Raw genomic sequence first — 15,038 nt, 5'->3', positions numbered from 1 at the left:
AGTAAGCCGTTTCCATCAACTGGCAACTGATCACTGGCATCTGCCCCCTTTACATAACTTTACCTTCCGCACAAACGGCGGAAACGGCCCGCCGCTAGTCTGGGCACCGTGGGCGACGCGGTGCCACTCCCTATCCAGGTCAAGTGCCGCCGGGAGCCTGTCGGACCCGGGTGATCGCGGCGGGCTTCACTCTCCCTCCGGCGCGATGGTGCAGCCCGGGTCCGACAGGCTCCCGACCCACACCACCGAGCGGATTGATCGAGCCGTGTTTCCGAGCAGAGCACTGGAGCGAGCCATGACCAACGAGACTTCCAACGGCGGCAACAGCCGCGACGCACCGACCCGCCGGCCCCGCCGCTGGCGCGGCCCCATCATCGCCGGCGTGGTGGGCGCCCTGCTGGGCGGCACCGCGGTCGGCACCCTGAGCCACGCCGGCCCCGGCTGGTGCGGCCACGGCCCCTGGACACATGCCCGCCAGGGCATGCAGGATCCCACCCGGGTGCACGAGCGGGCCGAGTTCGGGGCCGAGTGGGTGCTGAGCCGGATCGATGCCGACGAGACCCAGAAGGCGCAGGTGAAGGCGGTCGTACGGGCCGCCATCGACGACCTGCGGCCCCTGCGCGAACGCCACGAGGCCAACCGTGCCGCCTGGCTGGAGCTGCTGACCGCGCCCGCCGTGGATCGCGGCGCCGTGGAGGCGCTGCGGGCCGAGGAGCTGGAACTGGCGGAGCAGGCCTCGACGCGCCTGACCCGGGCCCTGGCCGACGTGGCCGATGTGTTGACCCCGGAGCAGCGCGCGGCGCTGGCCGAACGCATCCGGCGCTTCCGCGGCTGAGCCGCCGCGGGTAGTCTGAAGACAGTGATGGAGAGCCGGGCGGCCGCCCTGACGGCCGCCCGGCGTCTGGCGTGGGAGCGGGAATGGGCGAACGGATCCTGATGATCGAGGACGACGAGCGGCTGGCCGGAATGGTGGCCGAGTACCTCGGCGCCGCCGGCTTCCGGGTCACCCACCGTCCCGAGGCCCTGCCCGGCCTCGACCTGCTCCGGCGCGAACCCTTCGCCGCCCTCATTCTCGACGTGATGCTGCCGGACCTGGACGGGTTCGAGGTGTGCCGGCGGGTGCGCGCCGGGTCGGACATGCCCATCCTCATGCTCACCGCCCGCGGTGACGCCATGGACCGGGTGGTGGGGCTGGAACTGGGCGCCGACGACTACCTGCCCAAGCCCTTCGAGCCGCGGGAGCTGCTGGCCCGGCTGCGGGCGGTGCTGCGCCGGCGCGCGCCCGGCGGCCGCGGCGACCCGCTGCTGCGCTTCGGACGCCTGGAGATCGACCCCGGCGCCCGCGAGGCGCGCCTGGACGGCGAGCCGCGCCCGCTCACCGGCTACCAGTTCGAGCTGCTCCTGGCGCTGGCCCGCAATGCCGGGCGGGTGCTGAGCCGCGAGGCGCTGATGGAACTGGTGAAGGGCGAGGCCCTGGAGGCGTTCGACCGCAGCATCGACGTGCACGTCTCCCGCATCCGCGCCGCCATCGAGGACGACCCGAAGCATCCGCGCCGCATCATCACCGTGCGCGGCGCCGGCTACGTCTTCGCCCGGGCGCAGGACGGGGAGTGATGCGCCGGCTCTATCTGCACGTCTACCTCACCGTGGTGGGCAGCCTGCTGCTGTTCAGCCTGCTGGCGGGCAGCGCCTGGCTGCTGGTGGCCGACACGGTGCAGGACCGCCGGGTGCTGGACGGTGTGGGCGCGGTGGCGGCCGAGCTGCTGCCGCCCCCGGCGGCATCCGCCGCCGACCAGCAGGCGGCCCTGGAACGGCTGGGGGCGCGGTTCCCGGCGGAGCTGACCCTCTACGGCGCCGATGGCGTACGCCTCGCCGTGGTGGGCGCGGCGCTGCCGCCCCCGGCGCCGGGGCGCAGCGCGCCCGGCTGGGTCCGCAACCGCGGCACCGGCCCCACCTGGGCGGTGGCCCTGCCCGACGGGCGCTGGCTGATGGTGCACTACCTGCGCGGGACGCAGGGGCGGGCCTTCGGCGCGCTGCTGATGCTGGCCCTGCTGGCCCTGGCGGTGGCGGTGGCGGCCTATCCCGTGGTCCGCCGCATCACCCGGCGGCTGGAGCGGCTGCAGCGGCGGGTGGACGCGCTCGGCGCCGGCGATCTCGGCGCGCGGGTGAAGGTGGAGGGGCGCGACGAGGTGGCCGCGCTGGCGCGCAGCTTCAACCGCGCCGCGGAGCGCATCGAGCGGCTGGTGGGCGCCCACAAGGGCCTGCTGGCCAACGCCTCCCACGAGTTGCGCTCGCCCCTGGCGCGCATCCGCATGGCGCTGGAGCTGCCGGGCGGCGGCGATCCGGCCGCCCTGCGGGCGCGGGTGGCGGGCGATATCGCCGAGCTCGACACCCTTATCGACGAGATCCTCCTGGCCAGCCGGCTCGATGCGCCCGACCGGCAGCGGCACGACGAGGCGGTGGACCTGCTGGGGCTGCTGGCGGAGGAGTGCGCCCGGGTGGACGCGGGCCTGGAGGGCGAGCCGGTCACCGTCACGGGCGACGGGCGGCTGCTGCGGCGGCTGGTCCGCAACCTGCTGGAGAATGCCCGCCGCCACGGCGGCGGCACGCCGGTGGAGGCGTTCCTGGCCCGGGTGGAGGCGGGCGGTGCCGACCTGCGGATCTGCGATCGCGGCCCCGGCGTGCCCGAGACGGAGCGGGAGCGCATCTTCGAGCCCTTCTACCGGCCAGCCGGGCGGCGCGAGGGGCAGGGCGGCGGCGCGGGGCTCGGCCTGGCCCTGGTGCGCCAGATCGCCCGCCGCCATGGCGGCGACGTGACCTGCCTCCCCCGCCAAGGCGGCGGCACCTGCTTCCGCGCGACCCTCGCCGCCGAGCCGGAGTGAGCAAGCCCGCGGTCGGTCCGGATTCACCACGGAGGCGCGGAGCAAGGCGGGAGATTATGATTGCGGACCGCGCCGCCCGGAGCGATGAGCCGGGTGCGGTTCCCGACAGAAAGCCCCGCCTCTGTGGCCTCCGTGTCTCCGTGGCGGTTGAAAGGAAAAAAACCGGCCGGGGATTACGCCTCGCCGCGGGCGGGGTAGTCGTTCTTCTTCACGAAATCCAGGGCGGCGAGCATTTCGCGGAAGTGGGGGCGGGCGAAGGGCATGGTCTGCACCGCGGCCCAGTAGAGCGTGCCGTCGGGCCGCACCAGGAACACCCCGGGCTCGCTGAACCGTTCCGGCTCCTCGATGCCGAGCGAGGTCTTCCCGCGGCTGCCGGAGACGTACAGGCCCCACTCGCGGGCCTGGTCCAGCCCGAGGCCGTAGCCGATCTCCAGCTTCTCCAGCCCCCACTCCTCCCGGGTCCGGCGCGCGCGCCCGGCCGTGTCGCTGCTGACGGCGATGACCGTCACGCCGCGCTCGCGGAAATCGTCAACCAGCCGGTCCAGCTCGCCGATGTAGCCCTTGCAGATGGGGCAGTGGAGGCCGCGGTAGAAGACCACCAGGGTGAAGCTGGCGGGCTGCGAGCCGGCGAGCTCCCAGCGCGTTCCGGACAGGGTGTCGACAGCCAGTTCCGGGACCGGCTGGCGGGGCATCAGCTTGCTCATGGGTAATCCTCCATTGTGGAATGTACGTTCTGTTATAAGACAAAAAAATTACCGCAGCGGCTGCAGGGCGCTCTCCACGGCGTCCATGAGCAGTTGTCGCCCGGCGCCGACGCGGGCCATGACCCGGAGCCCCTGGATCAGCACCACCAGCTGGCGGGCATAGGCGGCGGGCTCCACGCCGGCGGCCAGCTGTCCGTCCTGCCGGGCCTCCGTGAGCCGCTCGGCCAGGACCCGTTCCATCCGCGTGAAGGCGCGGCGCACGAGCCTGGAGATTTCCGGGTCGCCGTTGCCGAACTCCACCGCGGAGTTGGTGAGCAGGCAGCCCTTGCCGGCGCGCCGCGGCGGAGCGCCGGCCAGATCGAGGAAAAACCCGCGCACGGCCTCCGCCGCGGGCTGCACGCTGCGGAGCCGTTCCACGTTCTCCCGGCTCACCTGCTCCAGGTAGTGCTGCACCGAGGCCAGGAACAGCGCGCGCTTGTCGGGATAGGCGGCATAGAGGCTGGCGCGGTTCACGCCCGTCTCGGCCACCAGCTCGCTGATGGAGGTCTGCTCGAAGCCGCGGGACCAGAACATCTGCATCGCGGTGTCCAGCAGGGTGGTTTCGTCGTAGCTGCGGGGTCTCGGCATCATTCTGCTCCCTGGTTCCCGATCAAACTAGAACGCACGTTCCGAATAGTCAAGGGCGCGCCGGCCGGACGCGGAGTCCGGCCCGCTTGAAAAGGGCTGGCGGGGCCGGAACGGCGGCACTATAGTATTCCCCTCCTTGCAGCTCCGGGTCATTGTCGAGCCATGGCCGTGCCTTCACTTGTACCAGTCCTCCTGGCCGCCGCGCTGCTGCTGGGCGCCTGCGGCGGTGCGCCGAGCGTCTACCGCGGCGAGCGGTTCGATCTCGACTCCTACTTCAGCAAGCGCTACGAGGCGGGCGAGGAGCTCGCCTGCGAGTCGGTGCGGCGGGCGCTGCTCGGCGCCGGCTACACCCTGCGCGAGCCCGATCACGGCGAGGAGGTGCGGGCGATCAAGGAGTACCAGCCCGACGACGAGAACAATGTGGTGCTGGAGCTGCGCGCCAGCTGCATCGCCAACCCCGACGGCAGCGCGACGGTCTATGCCAGCGCCCAGCAGACGGTGAACGAGCTGCAGACCCAGCGCCAGACCTCGAACCTGGGCATCCCGAGCGTCGGTTCGCTGGGCATTCCCATCGGTTCCACCCGCAGCCCGGTGAAGGTGAAGTCGGAGACCGTGCAGGACCGGGCCTTCTACCGCCGCTTCTTCGACGCCGTGGGGAACCAGATCGTGCTCCACCTGCGCGACAGCCTGCGGCAGGGCGATGGCGCTCCGGCGCCCGCCCCGGCACCCTTCGCGGACCCGCCGCTGGACCTGTACTAGGAACCTGCCGGATCCGAGGCCGATCTACTGCGCCCGGCTCGCCACGATCGCTCGAGTCCGGCAGGCTACCGGCGCGGCCGGCGGGTGACGGCGACGGGGTTCCCCTCGCGATCCAGCGGCCGGACCGTGTTGGGCAGGTTGGCGAGTATGGCCTCCATGACCACCTCCAGCGCCGCCGCCCGCGGGAAGGTGCGGCGCCAGACCAGCGATACGCGCCGGTAGGCGTCGGGCAGGTCCAGCTTCCGCACCACCACCCCGGCGTCGGTCATCCAGGTGCCGCGCATCGCCAGGGCCGGCACCAGGGTGCAGCCGAACCCGGCTCCCACCAGCTGCAGCAGCGTCTCCAGGCTGGCCGCGCGCAGGTCGGCCATGGCGCCTTCGGACTTGCGCTCCGCGAGCCGGCACACCTCCCGCACCTGGTCGGCCAGGCAGTGGCCGCCGGCCAGCATCAGCACGTCCAGCGACTCCAGGTCCGCCCGGGTGATGCTCTCCTTCGTGTAGAGAGGATGGTTGCTGGGGTGGGCGAGCCAGAAGGGCTCGTCGAACAGGGGGCGCGCCACCAGGTCCGGGTCGTCCACGGGCGTGGCGATGAGGGCGGCATCGAGCTCGTGCTTGTCCAGCCGCTCCAGGAGCTGTTGGGTCAGCTCCTCGGAGAGCACCAGTCGCAGTTGCGGGTGGCGTTCGCGCAGGGGCCTCAGGATGAGGGGCATCAGGTAGGGACTGATGGTGGGCAGGGCCCCGAGGCGCAGGGGATCGGCGAGGGGATCGCGGTGGGTACGCGCGGCCTCCGTGAGGGCGTCGGCCTCCTCCAGGGTGCGGCGGGCGTGGGCGAGGAGAGAGGTGCCGATGGGGGTGATGGTCACCGACTTGCTGGTGCGCTCGAACAGCGTGACGCCGAGCGACTCCTCCAGCTTGCGGAGCTGGCCGGAGAGGGTCGGCTGGCTCACGAAGCAGCGCTCGGCCGCCTTGCCGAAGTGGAGCGTTTCGGCAATGGCCACGAAATAGCGGAGATCACGCAGATTCATGGCGGGAATAGGTGGTGACGATTATCAAATGTATAACCGTCGATTTTCCCTATGTCCAGTTCTCGCCATCGAGCTCGAAGCGCCGGCCCACGGCCAGCTGGAAGAAACGCGACTTCATGGGCATATCCGGGCCTGGCGAAGGGGCGGGCCGGTTCCGCCCCCGCCGCTGCGGCTGTCGTCGTCCGCCTCAGTGCTGGCGGACGCGGTAGCCCTGCCGCTGCAGCCGCGCCACGATCCCGTCGCTGCCCACCAGGTGTCCGGCGCCCACCACCACGAAATAGCTGCCGCCCCGGCGCAGGAGCTCGGCCACCCGGCCGGCCATGGCGGCGTTGCGTTCCGTGAACAGGCGTTCCTGCAGCGCCTTCCCGCCGGGCTCGCGCGCCATCTGCTCCAGGGTCAGCAGCCGCAGGGCCTCCGCGTCGCCGCGGGTCCAGGCATCGGCCAGGGCGGTGAAGTAGGGCTGCACCGCGTCGAGGTCGGCTAGGGTCTGCTCCAGCATCCGCTCCTGGTCGGCTTCGGTGAGCGCCTGCAGCAGCCGGATCTGCCCGCGCACCGACTCCAGCTCGAGTATCGGCTTGGTGCTGCCGGCGCGATCGAGGAAGTGGCGGTCGATGCCCAGGCTCTCGTCCAGGCCGGAGCGTTTCAGCGCCAGGGCGGTCACGGTCAGGGACGCCAGCCAGGGCCGCTGGTGGAGGATGATCTCCGGCGGCAGGCCGAGCTCGCCGATGACCGCCTCCAGGCGGGTCCAGGTCTCCGGGGCGAGGTGGTCGCGCAGGGTGGAGCCGTCGTTGTAGACCCCCTGCTCGCTGAGCAGGGTCAGCATCTCGGCCGGATCGGCATCGCGCACGTTGGCCTCGACCACCAGCGCGCCGGAGGTGTCGAACGCCTCCTCCATGACCGGGGGCAGGGGGTAGAGATCGGGGTGGCCGTAGTGCAGGGAGCCCAGCAGCCAGGCCTGGCCGCCGTCGCCCTCCACCCGCCACAGGAAATGCCGCGGCTGGCGGCTGTCCGCCGTGGGCGCGGCGGCCGCCGCCGGCGCGGGCGCTGCGGGGGGCGCGCCGGCGCAGGGACGATCCTGGAACAGGGGGCGTCCCCCGGTGTCGAGGCAGCGGTAGATCTCGGCCTGCACGGGGGCGACCGCCCAGGCGAGGGTCACCAGCACGAACAGTCGGGTGAGCAGGCGAAGCATGGCGGCGCTCCGGTTGCGGGCCAGGGTTCGACCTTACGGCGGCCGGCGGGACGGGGCAAGGACGCCGGTCACGTCCCGCAGGCCGCCGCCACCTCCGCGCTCCAGCCCAGGGCGTCGGTCACGGCGCGGAAATCGGCCCCGGGTCCGGCGGCCAGATCCATGCGCATGCCGGTGTGGGGGTGGTCGAATGCCAGCCGGGTGGCCGCGAGCAGCAGGCGGGCGCAGCCGAGGCGGGCGCGGAAGAACCGGTTGTGGCGTCCGTCGCCGTAGGTGGTGTCGCCGATGATGGGGTGGAAAATGTGCTTCAGGTGACGCCGCAGCTGGTGCTTGCGGCCGGTCAGCGGGGTGAGCTCCAGCAGGGCGTAGCGGGCGGTGGCGTAGCGACCCACCGGCTCGGGCAGCTCCACGGCGGCCAGCCGGCGGTAGTCGGTGACCGCCGGCTGGGGCGGCCGATCCGGGCTGACCAGCCGATCGCCGAAGCGGTCGAGCACCTCGGCCAGGGGATAGTCGATGCGTCCGCCCCCGTCCGGGTGGCCGCGGACCACGGCCAGGTAGCGCTTCTCCACCGCGCGGGCGGTGAAGGCGGCGGTGAGCCGGCGGGCCGTCTCCACGTCCAGCGCCAGCAGCAGGAGGCCGGAGGTGGGGCGGTCCAGGCGGTGCACGGGCCAGACCCGCCGGCCGAGCTGATCGCGGACCAGCTGCAGGGCGAAACGGGTTTCGCGGCGATCGATCTCGCTGCGGTGGACCAGCAGCCCGGCGGGCTTCTCCACCGCCACCAGGTGCTCGTCGCGGTAGACGATGGGGAGGGTGTCGCCGCCCGCCACCGTCAGTGCTGCTCCACCACGTAGCCGCGCCGGCGCAGGCGCTCCACCACCCCGTCCGCGCCCACCAGGTGGGCCGCGCCCACCACCATGAAGGCCTCTCCGGGTTGCTCCAGCAGCGCCACCACCCCATCGGCCATGGCCGCGTTGCGCTGGGCGAACAGCGCCGCGTAGAGGGTCTCGCCGCCCTCGTCCCGCCGCAGCGAACCCAGGCTGAGGCGCTCGATGGCGGCGCTGTCGCCGCCGCGCCACGCCCGCACCAGCTCCGGGTAGAGGGTTTCGGCCTGCTCCACGCTGTCCAGCGCCTGCTCCAGCAGCCGCAGCTGGGCCGGCTCCGGCAGTCCCGCCAGCATCTCCACCTGCCAGCGCAGCGACTCCAGCTGCACCAGCTCCCGGGAGCCGCGCCGGTTGAGGAAGTAGCGGTCCACCCCCGCCTCTTCCCGGAACCCCTCCCGCCGGGCCGCGGCCGTTTCCAGCACCATGGCGGCCAGCCACGGCCGCTGCCGTTCGATGAGCCCGCGGTAGACGCCGACCTTGTCCACCGCCGCGTCGAGGCGCTCCCGGGTGGCGGGGGAGAGGTGATCCTGCAGCCGCTCGCCGGGCGGGTAGCGGCCGCGCGTATCCAGCAGCTCCCGCAACCCGCCGATGTCCGCGTTGGTGATGTCCGCTTCCACCGCCAGGGTCGTGGCGGCGGCGAAGGCGCGGCGCATGGCGGCCGGGAGGGGGTACATGGCCGCCGAGCCGTAGTGGATGGACCCGACCAGCCAGACCGTGGCCCCCTCCGCGCGCACCGCCCAGAGGAAGTGCCGCTGCTCCCGGTCGGCGGCCGGCGCGTCGACGGACTCCTCGCGGAAGTCGTCGCAGGGGTAGGCCTGGACCCGGCTGCTGCCGCGGCCGTCCTCGCAGACCCAGGCGGCCGCCACCGCCTGGGCGGGCTGGATGGCGAGCAGGAGGAGTATCAACAGTCGTGCGGCTCGGAAGATTCGCTTCATTGCGGTAAGGCTCCCTGTGGCTTGCGGCGCATAGTGTACTGCTTCACTCCTGGAGGCACATTCAGCGAGTCGCCGGCCGGTCAGATGCAAGGCGCGCTTGCGCAGGAAGGGCAGGCCCCCATTCAAGCGAGCGCAACGCCGCAGATGGCCGGCCGGCGGCGCGCCCGCAGGGAGCCCCCCGAAAGCGCCATGACCGCGTTGCAGCGCTGGACAAGGGAACAACCATTGCCTGCGCGCTGCGCCTTGTCCTGACGCTTTCGGGGCGACTCTGAAAGTACCTCCAGGAGTGAAGCAGTACACCAGGTACTGCCTCGCCCTCCCCGGAGGCAGTGCGCGGACCGTGCCCGTTTCCCGTGCAGGGCACGAAAATATCGAAAAATCAGTCATTTCTAATTCATGCGCTGCACCACGTCATCTTTTGACAAGGGAAAAAGCTCATGCCTATTGTGGAATTGAACGGGCCGCCGGCCCGGCACGAGACTGAGAGTGGGGAGACACCCCATCCGGATGGAGGACAGCCACATGAACGCGGTTGATGAACTGCACCACGGCCAGGAGCGGATCTGCGAACTGATCCGGGTTCTCTCGACGCTGAGCCGGGAGGAGTCGCTGATCGGCACACGAACCTATTTCGAACTGCTCAAGCGCCTCGCCAGCGAGGTGGAGCACCAGTTCACCCTGGAGGAGATGAACATCTACAGCCGGATGCTGGTGCACGAGGACGCCCGGGTGAAGGCGACCGCCAGCCGCTTCCTCAGTGGCGAGCGGGAGATCAAGCGCCTGTTCGGCGACTACGCGGCCAAGTGGTGCCAGCAGCACGCGGCCCGGCAGGACACGGCGGCCTTCGTGCGCGATACGGAGTCCATGTTCCGCCTGCTGCTGGACCGCATGAAGAACGCCGACCGGGATCTCTACCCCGTCGCCGCACAGGCGGCGCACTCCCCCGGAATGGCGGCCGGCTACTGACACGGCGTCCCCGCGGCAGGCCGCGGGGAGCGCCAGGCAGGTTTGTTCGCGCTATGCGATCCGCGGTGCCGGGCCGACTTTCGGGTCGCCCGGTTTTTTTTGCCTGCATCCGCCGTGGCTTGGCGCGGTTTTCCCTCTCTTCCTGTCCAGTGGGCCGGCTTCATGTCCGGGCGCCCGGCCGGAACCGGTTGCCGGCTCGCCGCGTATGCGCCCCGTTCCCGCGCCCGCAAGGAACCCGTGCCGGCCTGATGGGGGCAGTCCGCCGCCATGCCTTCACTCCGCGGTTCCCCCATGGCTGGACAGGTGCGCGGCGCGGGGGTAAGTTCGGCGGCCTGATCGATTGCCATCGGGAGTTCCGACCATGTCCAGCTGTCCCTGCGGTTCCGGCGAGCCCTTCGAGGCCTGCTGCGGGCCGATCATCGCCGGCGAGCGGCCCGCGCCCACGGCCGAGGCGCTGATGCGCTCCCGCTACAGCGCCTACGCCACCGGCGCCATCGACTACCTGCACGAGAGCCTGCATCCGGACCATCGTCACGATCACGATCTGGAGGCCACCCGCCGCTGGGCGGCGGATTCGGAGTGGCTGGGCCTGGAGGTGGTGAAGGTGGAGGGAGGCGGCGAAGGCGACACGGAGGGGCGGGTGGAGTTCCGGGCCGCCTACCGCGAGCATGATGCGCGCCGGGTCCACCAGGAGGTGGGGCTGTTCCGGCGCCATGAAGGCCGCTGGTTCTACGTGGACGGACGCCTGGTGGCGCCGGAGACGGTGCGCCGGGATGCGCCGAAGGTGGGCCGCAACGATCCCTGCCCCTGCGGCAGCGGGAAAAAGTACAAGAAGTGCTGCGGCGCCTGAGCCTCGGCCGGGCGGGAAAATCCCGGGCATAAAAAAAGAGACCCCGCCGGTGGCGGGGTCTCCCTGGTTCTGCAGGTGAAGCGCGGGTTACGCGGCGTTCACGTTGCTCGCCTGCAGGCCCTTCGCGCCCTGCTGGACGTCGAAGGTCACCCGCTGGCCTTCGGCCAGACTGCGGAAGCCGTTACCCTGGATCGCGCTGAAATGCACGAACACGTCGGCGCCGCCGTCGTCCTGGGTAAGAAAGCCGAAGCCCTTGGAATCATTGAACCACTTCACGGTACCAGTTGCCATTTCATTTACCTATGTAACATTGAATCAGGATTGTGGCGCAGGCAGGTTGAGAAAAGGGATGTACAGGGGGGACCGGAAGGGTGCTACCAGGACAACCAAGACTGCAAGTCTGCTGCGTGAGGTTGAATATACGGGATTCACGATTCCGACGCCAGTAAAATTTTCATCCCGAAATCAGCAACCTCCGGCCGGGCAGCGGCGGCAGGCATGATTTTTCGCGCAGCCGTCGCGCCGTAGCGGTTAGGCACCGCGACAACCGCTGTGGTAGTCTGATGCAACTTGTTTTCGCGGCGCCCCCGTGGCGCCCGGTCCGACACCCCGTGCCCGGCTGCGCCGCATGGGGGCGTTCTCAAGAGCCGTCGCGGCGTGCCCTCCCCGAGGTCATACCCCGTAGCGATGATCCCGAACACCGGCATGGTTGCGCCGCCGCAACCCAGCGTGCCCGGTGCTCCCTTCCCTGACCTCCAGGAGGTACAAAGATGAAGACCCTGTTCGTGGGCAACCTCGCACCGGAAACCACGGAAAACGACCTGCAGGAGATCTTCTCCCGCTACGGTACGGTGCGCGGTATCAAGCTGCCCATCGACGTGTTCACCCGCAAGTGCCGCGGTTTCGGGCTGGTGGACATGGAGGGTCACGAGGCCCGCGCGGCCATGGCTGCCCTGAACGGCTTCCTGCTCAAGGGGCGCAACATCCGCGTCGGTGAAGAGCAGGTGAAGGGCAAGCGCCGGGGCGGTGGCCGCGGACGCCGCTGATCCCGCTCCCGCCCACGCAACATGCCTCGACGGTCGCTGCAATTGCGCTATCATCGCCTCCCGGGCCCTGACACGGAGTCTCCTGGCGGCAGATGAAGTACGACAACATCCTCCAGACCATCGGCGGCACGCCGGTGGTCCGCCTCAACAAGTTCACCGATCTCCTGGCCGCCGAACTGTGGGTGAAGCTCGAGAGCTTCAACCCCGGCGGTTCGGTGAAGGATCGCCCGGCGCTCAACATGATCGAGGAGGCCGAGCGGCGCGGGCTCATCCGTCCCGGCGACACGCTGGTGGAGCCCACCTCGGGCAATACCGGCATCGGCCTGGCGATGGTGGCGGCGGTGAAGGGGTACCGGGCGGTGCTGGTGATGGCCGCCGACATGAGCGAGGAGCGCAAGGCGCTGATGCGCGCCTTCGGCGCGGAGCTGATCCTGACCCCGGCCCCCCTGGGCACCAAGGGGGCGCTGGAGGAGGCGCGGCGGCTGGAGCGGGAACGGGGCTGGTTCTTCGTGGGCCAGCACTTCAATCCCGCCAATCCGGCCGCCCACCGGAGCACGGCGGAGGAGATCTGGACCGATTTCGGCGCCGACCTGCACGGGCTGGTCTGCACCACCGGGACCGGCGGCACCATCTCCGGTCTCGGCCGCTTCCTCAAGGAGCGCAATCCCGCCCTGCGGGTCATCGCCACCGAGCCCGCCGACTCGCCCATCCTCTCCCAGGGCATCGCCCGCAAGCACAAGATCATGGGCACCGCGCCGGGCTTCATCCCGGAAACCCTGGATACCTCCATCTACGACGAGATCGTGCCCGTCACCACCGACGAGGCCTACGGCACGGCGCGCCGGCTGGCGCGGGAGGAGGGCATCCTGGTCGGGATCTCCTCGGGCGCGGCCGTGGCCGGGATGCTCAAACTGGCGCGGCGGGAGGCATGGCGCGGCAAGGTGCTGCTGGCTGTCCTGCCCGACAGCGGCGAGCGCTACCTCAGCACCGACCTCTGGACACAGCCGGACTGAGCGCCCCGGGCGTCCGCCGCCGGGCGCGTGGCCGGGTCACTCTCCCAGCAGCGCGACGAGTCGCGCCAGGGCGGGCGCGTCCAGCGCCGCCTCCACCGCCGGGAACAGAACCCCCTCCTCGTAGCGCACGTGGGCGCGCAGTCCCTCGCCCAGGGCGCGCAGGGTCTCCAGCGCCGGCGCGGTTCCAGCGGCCCGGGCCGCGGCGACGGCATCGGCCAGCCCGCGCAGCTCCACGTGCTGGCACAGGGTCTCGATGATTTCGGGATGGCGGGCGCCGGCGTGGCGCCCGAACACGGGCAGCAGGCACTCCTCCTCGGCGGCGAAATGGGGCCCCACCTCGGCGCGCCAGCGCTCCAGGACGTGCGCGCCCGCCGCCTCCAGCGTCTCCGCGTCGGCGTCAGCGGGCAGCTCCAGCAACCGCTTGGCGAGCACCAGCGCGTGGTGGTGGTCGCGGGAGAGTCGCTGCAGGCTCGGATGGCGTTTCATGGTCACTCCCGGTTTCCGGTGTCCGGCCGATGGTAGCCCGGGGGGCGGCGGACTGCAGCATCCGATCCGCCGGCCGCACCCGTCACGCGTGAATGCGTGAATGTCGATCCACCGCGCGTCGCGCCCCGGCGGGCATCACCCGTACAGGCACAGGTAGGCGGAGTCCACCGCCACCCGGATGCCGAAGCGGCTCTCACCGGGGACGGTGAAGCTCTCCCCCGCGCCCACGTCGACCCACTCGCTCCCGCCCGGCAGCAGCACCGACACCCGGCCGCTGACGATGCGCATGACTTCCCGCTCCGCGGTGCCGAACTCATATTCGCCCGCGGCCAGCACCCCGATGGTGGCCGGGCCGGCGTCGGCCTGGAACGCGATGGACTTGACCTTGCCGTCGAAATACTCGTTGACCTTGAACACGTGACACGTTCCTCTGCGGGTTGAAAGAGGCGCATCGTACTCCCGTGCGCGCCGGGACGCATCATTGCCGGTTGCCGGCCCCGTCATTGTCCCATCCCACTGATTCGCCTATAAGTGGGGCATGGACGATCCCGACACGCCGAGCGTCACGCTGCGCTTCTACGAGGAGCTCAACGACTTTCTGCCGGCCCACAAGCGCAAGCGCTCCTACCGGCGGCCCCTGTTCCTCTCGCCCACGGTGAAGGACGTCATCGAGGCGGAGGGCGTGCCTCATGGCGAGGTGGACCTGATCCTGGTGAACGGGGCGTCGGTGGCGTTCGGCCATCGCCTGCGGGATGGCGACCGGGTCGCGGTCTACCCGATGTTCGAGGCGCTGGACATCAGCCCGCTGCTCAGGCTGCGGCCCCGGCCCCTGCGGGTCCCGCGCTTCATCCTCGACGTGCACCTCGGCAAGCTCGCCCGGCGTCTGCGCATGCTCGGTTTCGACACCCTCTACCGCAACGATTTCGGCGATCACGAGATTGTCGAAATCGCCGCCCGCGAGCACCGCATCATCCTCACCCGCGACATCGGCCTGCTCAAGCACGGGGCGGTCACCCACGGCTACTGGCTGCGTTCCACCCGTGCCGCCCGGCAGGTCGAGGAGGTGCTGGAGCGTTTCGATCTCCACCGCCTGGTGGACCCCTTCGCCCGCTGCACCGTCTGCAACGGGGAGGTGCGGGGCGTGGAGAAGGACACGATCCTCCACCACCTGCACCCGGGCACCGCCCGGACCTTCGACGTTTTCTACCAGTGCAACGACTGCGGGAAGGTCTACTGGGAGGGAGCCCACTACGACGACATGTGCGCCAGCCTCAGCCGCTGGCTGGAGGCGCCGGTGAAGGGGGAGTGAGGCGGCGGGCGGCCGGGCCGGGCGAAAAAAAACCCCGCCGGAGGCGGGGTTCTTTTTTGCAGCGGCGTGTCGGTTCCGTAATTACTGGGGAACGACGTTGCTCGCCTGCGCGCCCTTCGGGCCCTGGGTCACGTCGAAAGTGACGCGCTGGCCTTCGGTCAGGGTCTTGAAGCCGCTGCCCTGAATGGCGCTGAAGTGCACGAACACGTCGTCGCCGCCGTCATCCTGGGAAATGAAGCCGAAGCCCTTGGACTCGTTGAACCACTTCACGGAACCTGTTGCCATGTCTGTTCTACCTCTGAATCAATAATTTGTACCGGGTGTGCTTGCAGGCCATGAAATGGATTTGTTCGGGAGGTGTCGCAGATG

19 protein-coding genes are annotated in these 15,038 nt (G+C 70.6%); 9 read left to right on the top strand and 10 right to left on the bottom strand.

The features are described 5' to 3' along the window. The first annotated feature begins 295 nt into the window (after positions 1-295). The 3 genes from DFQ59_RS09205 (at position 296) to DFQ59_RS09195 (ending at position 2,882) form a co-directional block, all read left to right on the top strand. Positions 296-835 carry a Spy/CpxP family protein refolding chaperone gene (locus tag DFQ59_RS09205; RefSeq protein ID WP_170142105.1) on the top strand — a complete coding sequence of 180 codons (540 nt, stop codon included), beginning with the start codon at positions 296-298 and terminating at the stop codon, positions 833-835. An 83-nt stretch (positions 836-918) separates the two neighbouring features. Further along, the gene (locus DFQ59_RS09200; protein ID WP_114279401.1) at positions 919-1,614 is read left to right on the top strand and encodes a winged helix-turn-helix domain-containing protein; all 696 of its coding nucleotides are present in this window, start codon (positions 919-921) and stop codon (positions 1,612-1,614) included. Then, on the top strand, positions 1,614-2,882 hold the full coding sequence (locus tag DFQ59_RS09195) for a HAMP domain-containing sensor histidine kinase (protein ID WP_114279400.1): 1,269 nt from the start codon (positions 1,614-1,616) through the stop codon (positions 2,880-2,882). Before DFQ59_RS09200 ends, DFQ59_RS09195 begins: the two co-directional genes overlap by 1 nt. A 173-nt stretch (positions 2,883-3,055) precedes the next feature. Here the strand turns inward: DFQ59_RS09195 and DFQ59_RS09190 are convergent, their stop codons facing one another. Continuing rightward, positions 3,056-3,586 carry a peroxiredoxin-like family protein gene (locus DFQ59_RS09190; protein WP_114279399.1) on the bottom strand — a complete coding sequence of 177 codons (531 nt, stop codon included), beginning with the start codon at positions 3,584-3,586 and terminating at the stop codon, positions 3,056-3,058. Positions 3,587-3,634: 48 nt separating this feature from the next. Beyond that, positions 3,635-4,213, bottom strand: a complete 579-nt coding sequence (locus DFQ59_RS09185) for a TetR/AcrR family transcriptional regulator (RefSeq protein WP_170142104.1) — start codon at positions 4,211-4,213, stop codon at positions 3,635-3,637. Between the two features lie 168 nt (positions 4,214-4,381). Here DFQ59_RS09185 and DFQ59_RS09180 point away from each other — a divergent pair, with 168 nt between their 5' ends. Then, positions 4,382-4,972, top strand: coding sequence for a DUF2242 domain-containing protein (locus DFQ59_RS09180; protein WP_170142103.1), 591 nt, complete (start codon positions 4,382-4,384; stop codon positions 4,970-4,972). Positions 4,973-5,037: 65 nt separating this feature from the next. Here DFQ59_RS09180 and DFQ59_RS09175 read toward each other — a convergent pair whose 3' ends face one another. From DFQ59_RS09175 to DFQ59_RS09160, 4 genes are all read right to left on the bottom strand, one after another. Continuing rightward, entirely contained in the window at positions 5,038-5,997 is a 960-nt protein-coding gene (locus DFQ59_RS09175) for a LysR substrate-binding domain-containing protein (RefSeq protein WP_114279396.1), read from the bottom strand. A gap of 187 nt (positions 5,998-6,184) precedes the next feature. After that, positions 6,185-7,186, bottom strand: coding sequence for a TraB/GumN family protein (locus DFQ59_RS09170; RefSeq protein WP_114279395.1), 1,002 nt, complete (start codon positions 7,184-7,186; stop codon positions 6,185-6,187). A 68-nt stretch (positions 7,187-7,254) separates the two neighbouring features. Further along, on the bottom strand, positions 7,255-8,010 hold the full coding sequence (locus DFQ59_RS09165; protein WP_114279394.1) for a tRNA pseudouridine(65) synthase TruC: 756 nt from the start codon (positions 8,008-8,010) through the stop codon (positions 7,255-7,257). A 2-nt stretch (positions 8,011-8,012) separates the two neighbouring features. Further along, entirely contained in the window at positions 8,013-8,999 is a 987-nt protein-coding gene (locus tag DFQ59_RS09160) for a TraB/GumN family protein (protein ID WP_114279393.1), read from the bottom strand. Between the two features lie 522 nt (positions 9,000-9,521). On the opposite strand from DFQ59_RS09160, the gene DFQ59_RS09155 reads away from it, so the two are divergent. Both DFQ59_RS09155 and DFQ59_RS09150 read left to right on the top strand, forming a co-directional pair. Next, complete coding sequence (locus DFQ59_RS09155; RefSeq protein ID WP_147275210.1) at positions 9,522-9,965, top strand: hemerythrin domain-containing protein; 444 nt, start codon at positions 9,522-9,524, stop codon at positions 9,963-9,965. A gap of 361 nt (positions 9,966-10,326) precedes the next feature. Next, positions 10,327-10,815, top strand: coding sequence for a YchJ family protein (locus tag DFQ59_RS09150; protein WP_114279391.1), 489 nt, complete (start codon positions 10,327-10,329; stop codon positions 10,813-10,815). Positions 10,816-10,902: 87 nt separating this feature from the next. Here the strand turns inward: DFQ59_RS09150 and cspE are convergent, their stop codons facing one another. Next, entirely contained in the window at positions 10,903-11,106 is a 204-nt protein-coding gene (gene cspE / locus DFQ59_RS09145) for a transcription antiterminator/RNA stability regulator CspE (protein ID WP_114279390.1), read from the bottom strand. Between the two features lie 479 nt (positions 11,107-11,585). On the opposite strand from cspE, the gene DFQ59_RS09140 reads away from it, so the two are divergent. Both DFQ59_RS09140 and cysK read left to right on the top strand, forming a co-directional pair. After that, entirely contained in the window at positions 11,586-11,861 is a 276-nt protein-coding gene (locus DFQ59_RS09140; RefSeq protein ID WP_114279389.1) for an RNA recognition motif domain-containing protein, read from the top strand. A gap of 92 nt (positions 11,862-11,953) precedes the next feature. Beyond that, positions 11,954-12,874, top strand: a complete 921-nt coding sequence (gene cysK / locus DFQ59_RS09135) for a cysteine synthase A (protein ID WP_114279388.1) — start codon at positions 11,954-11,956, stop codon at positions 12,872-12,874. Positions 12,875-12,910: 36 nt separating this feature from the next. Here cysK and DFQ59_RS09130 read toward each other — a convergent pair whose 3' ends face one another. Beyond that, positions 12,911-13,360, bottom strand: coding sequence for a hemerythrin domain-containing protein (locus DFQ59_RS09130; protein WP_147275209.1), 450 nt, complete (start codon positions 13,358-13,360; stop codon positions 12,911-12,913). A gap of 135 nt (positions 13,361-13,495) precedes the next feature. Then, on the bottom strand, positions 13,496-13,777 hold the full coding sequence (gene ppnP / locus DFQ59_RS09125) for a pyrimidine/purine nucleoside phosphorylase (RefSeq protein WP_114279386.1): 282 nt from the start codon (positions 13,775-13,777) through the stop codon (positions 13,496-13,498). A 121-nt stretch (positions 13,778-13,898) separates the two neighbouring features. On the opposite strand from ppnP, the gene DFQ59_RS09120 reads away from it, so the two are divergent. After that, a complete protein-coding gene (locus DFQ59_RS09120; RefSeq protein WP_114279385.1) occupies positions 13,899-14,669 on the top strand; it encodes a Mut7-C RNAse domain-containing protein in 771 nt (256 codons plus the stop codon). A gap of 81 nt (positions 14,670-14,750) precedes the next feature. Here the strand turns inward: DFQ59_RS09120 and DFQ59_RS09115 are convergent, their stop codons facing one another. Beyond that, positions 14,751-14,954 carry a cold-shock protein gene (locus tag DFQ59_RS09115; protein ID WP_114279384.1) on the bottom strand — a complete coding sequence of 68 codons (204 nt, stop codon included), beginning with the start codon at positions 14,952-14,954 and terminating at the stop codon, positions 14,751-14,753. Positions 14,955-15,038: the final 84 nt, after the last annotated feature.

Origin of the sequence: Thioalbus denitrificans (genome assembly GCF_003337735.1) — a bacterium.
In the GTDB taxonomy this organism is placed as follows: domain Bacteria; phylum Pseudomonadota; class Gammaproteobacteria; order DSM-26407; family DSM-26407; genus Thioalbus; species Thioalbus denitrificans.
This window is presented reverse-complemented; position numbering and strand designations above follow the sequence as displayed.

Coding starts and splice junctions, on each gene's coding strand:
- DFQ59_RS09205 (WP_170142105.1), top strand. CDS start 296: ATGACCAACGAGACTTCCAACGGCGGCAACAGCCGCGACGCACCGACC.
- DFQ59_RS09200 (WP_114279401.1), top strand. CDS start 919: ATGGGCGAACGGATCCTGATGATCGAGGACGACGAGCGGCTGGCCGGA.
- DFQ59_RS09195 (WP_114279400.1), top strand. CDS start 1,614: ATGCGCCGGCTCTATCTGCACGTCTACCTCACCGTGGTGGGCAGCCTG.
- DFQ59_RS09190 (WP_114279399.1), bottom strand. CDS start 3,586: ATGAGCAAGCTGATGCCCCGCCAGCCGGTCCCGGAACTGGCTGTCGAC.
- DFQ59_RS09185 (WP_170142104.1), bottom strand. CDS start 4,213: ATGCCGAGACCCCGCAGCTACGACGAAACCACCCTGCTGGACACCGCG.
- DFQ59_RS09175 (WP_114279396.1), bottom strand. CDS start 5,997: ATGAATCTGCGTGATCTCCGCTATTTCGTGGCCATTGCCGAAACGCTC.
- DFQ59_RS09170 (WP_114279395.1), bottom strand. CDS start 7,186: ATGCTTCGCCTGCTCACCCGACTGTTCGTGCTGGTGACCCTCGCCTGG.
- DFQ59_RS09160 (WP_114279393.1), bottom strand. CDS start 8,999: ATGAAGCGAATCTTCCGAGCCGCACGACTGTTGATACTCCTCCTGCTC.
- DFQ59_RS09155 (WP_147275210.1), top strand. CDS start 9,522: ATGAACGCGGTTGATGAACTGCACCACGGCCAGGAGCGGATCTGCGAA.
- DFQ59_RS09150 (WP_114279391.1), top strand. CDS start 10,327: ATGTCCAGCTGTCCCTGCGGTTCCGGCGAGCCCTTCGAGGCCTGCTGC.
- cspE (WP_114279390.1), bottom strand. CDS start 11,106: ATGGCAACTGGTACCGTGAAGTGGTTCAATGATTCCAAGGGCTTCGGC.
- DFQ59_RS09140 (WP_114279389.1), top strand. CDS start 11,586: ATGAAGACCCTGTTCGTGGGCAACCTCGCACCGGAAACCACGGAAAAC.
- cysK (WP_114279388.1), top strand. CDS start 11,954: ATGAAGTACGACAACATCCTCCAGACCATCGGCGGCACGCCGGTGGTC.
- DFQ59_RS09130 (WP_147275209.1), bottom strand. CDS start 13,360: ATGAAACGCCATCCGAGCCTGCAGCGACTCTCCCGCGACCACCACCAC.
- DFQ59_RS09120 (WP_114279385.1), top strand. CDS start 13,899: ATGGACGATCCCGACACGCCGAGCGTCACGCTGCGCTTCTACGAGGAG.
- DFQ59_RS09115 (WP_114279384.1), bottom strand. CDS start 14,954: ATGGCAACAGGTTCCGTGAAGTGGTTCAACGAGTCCAAGGGCTTCGGC.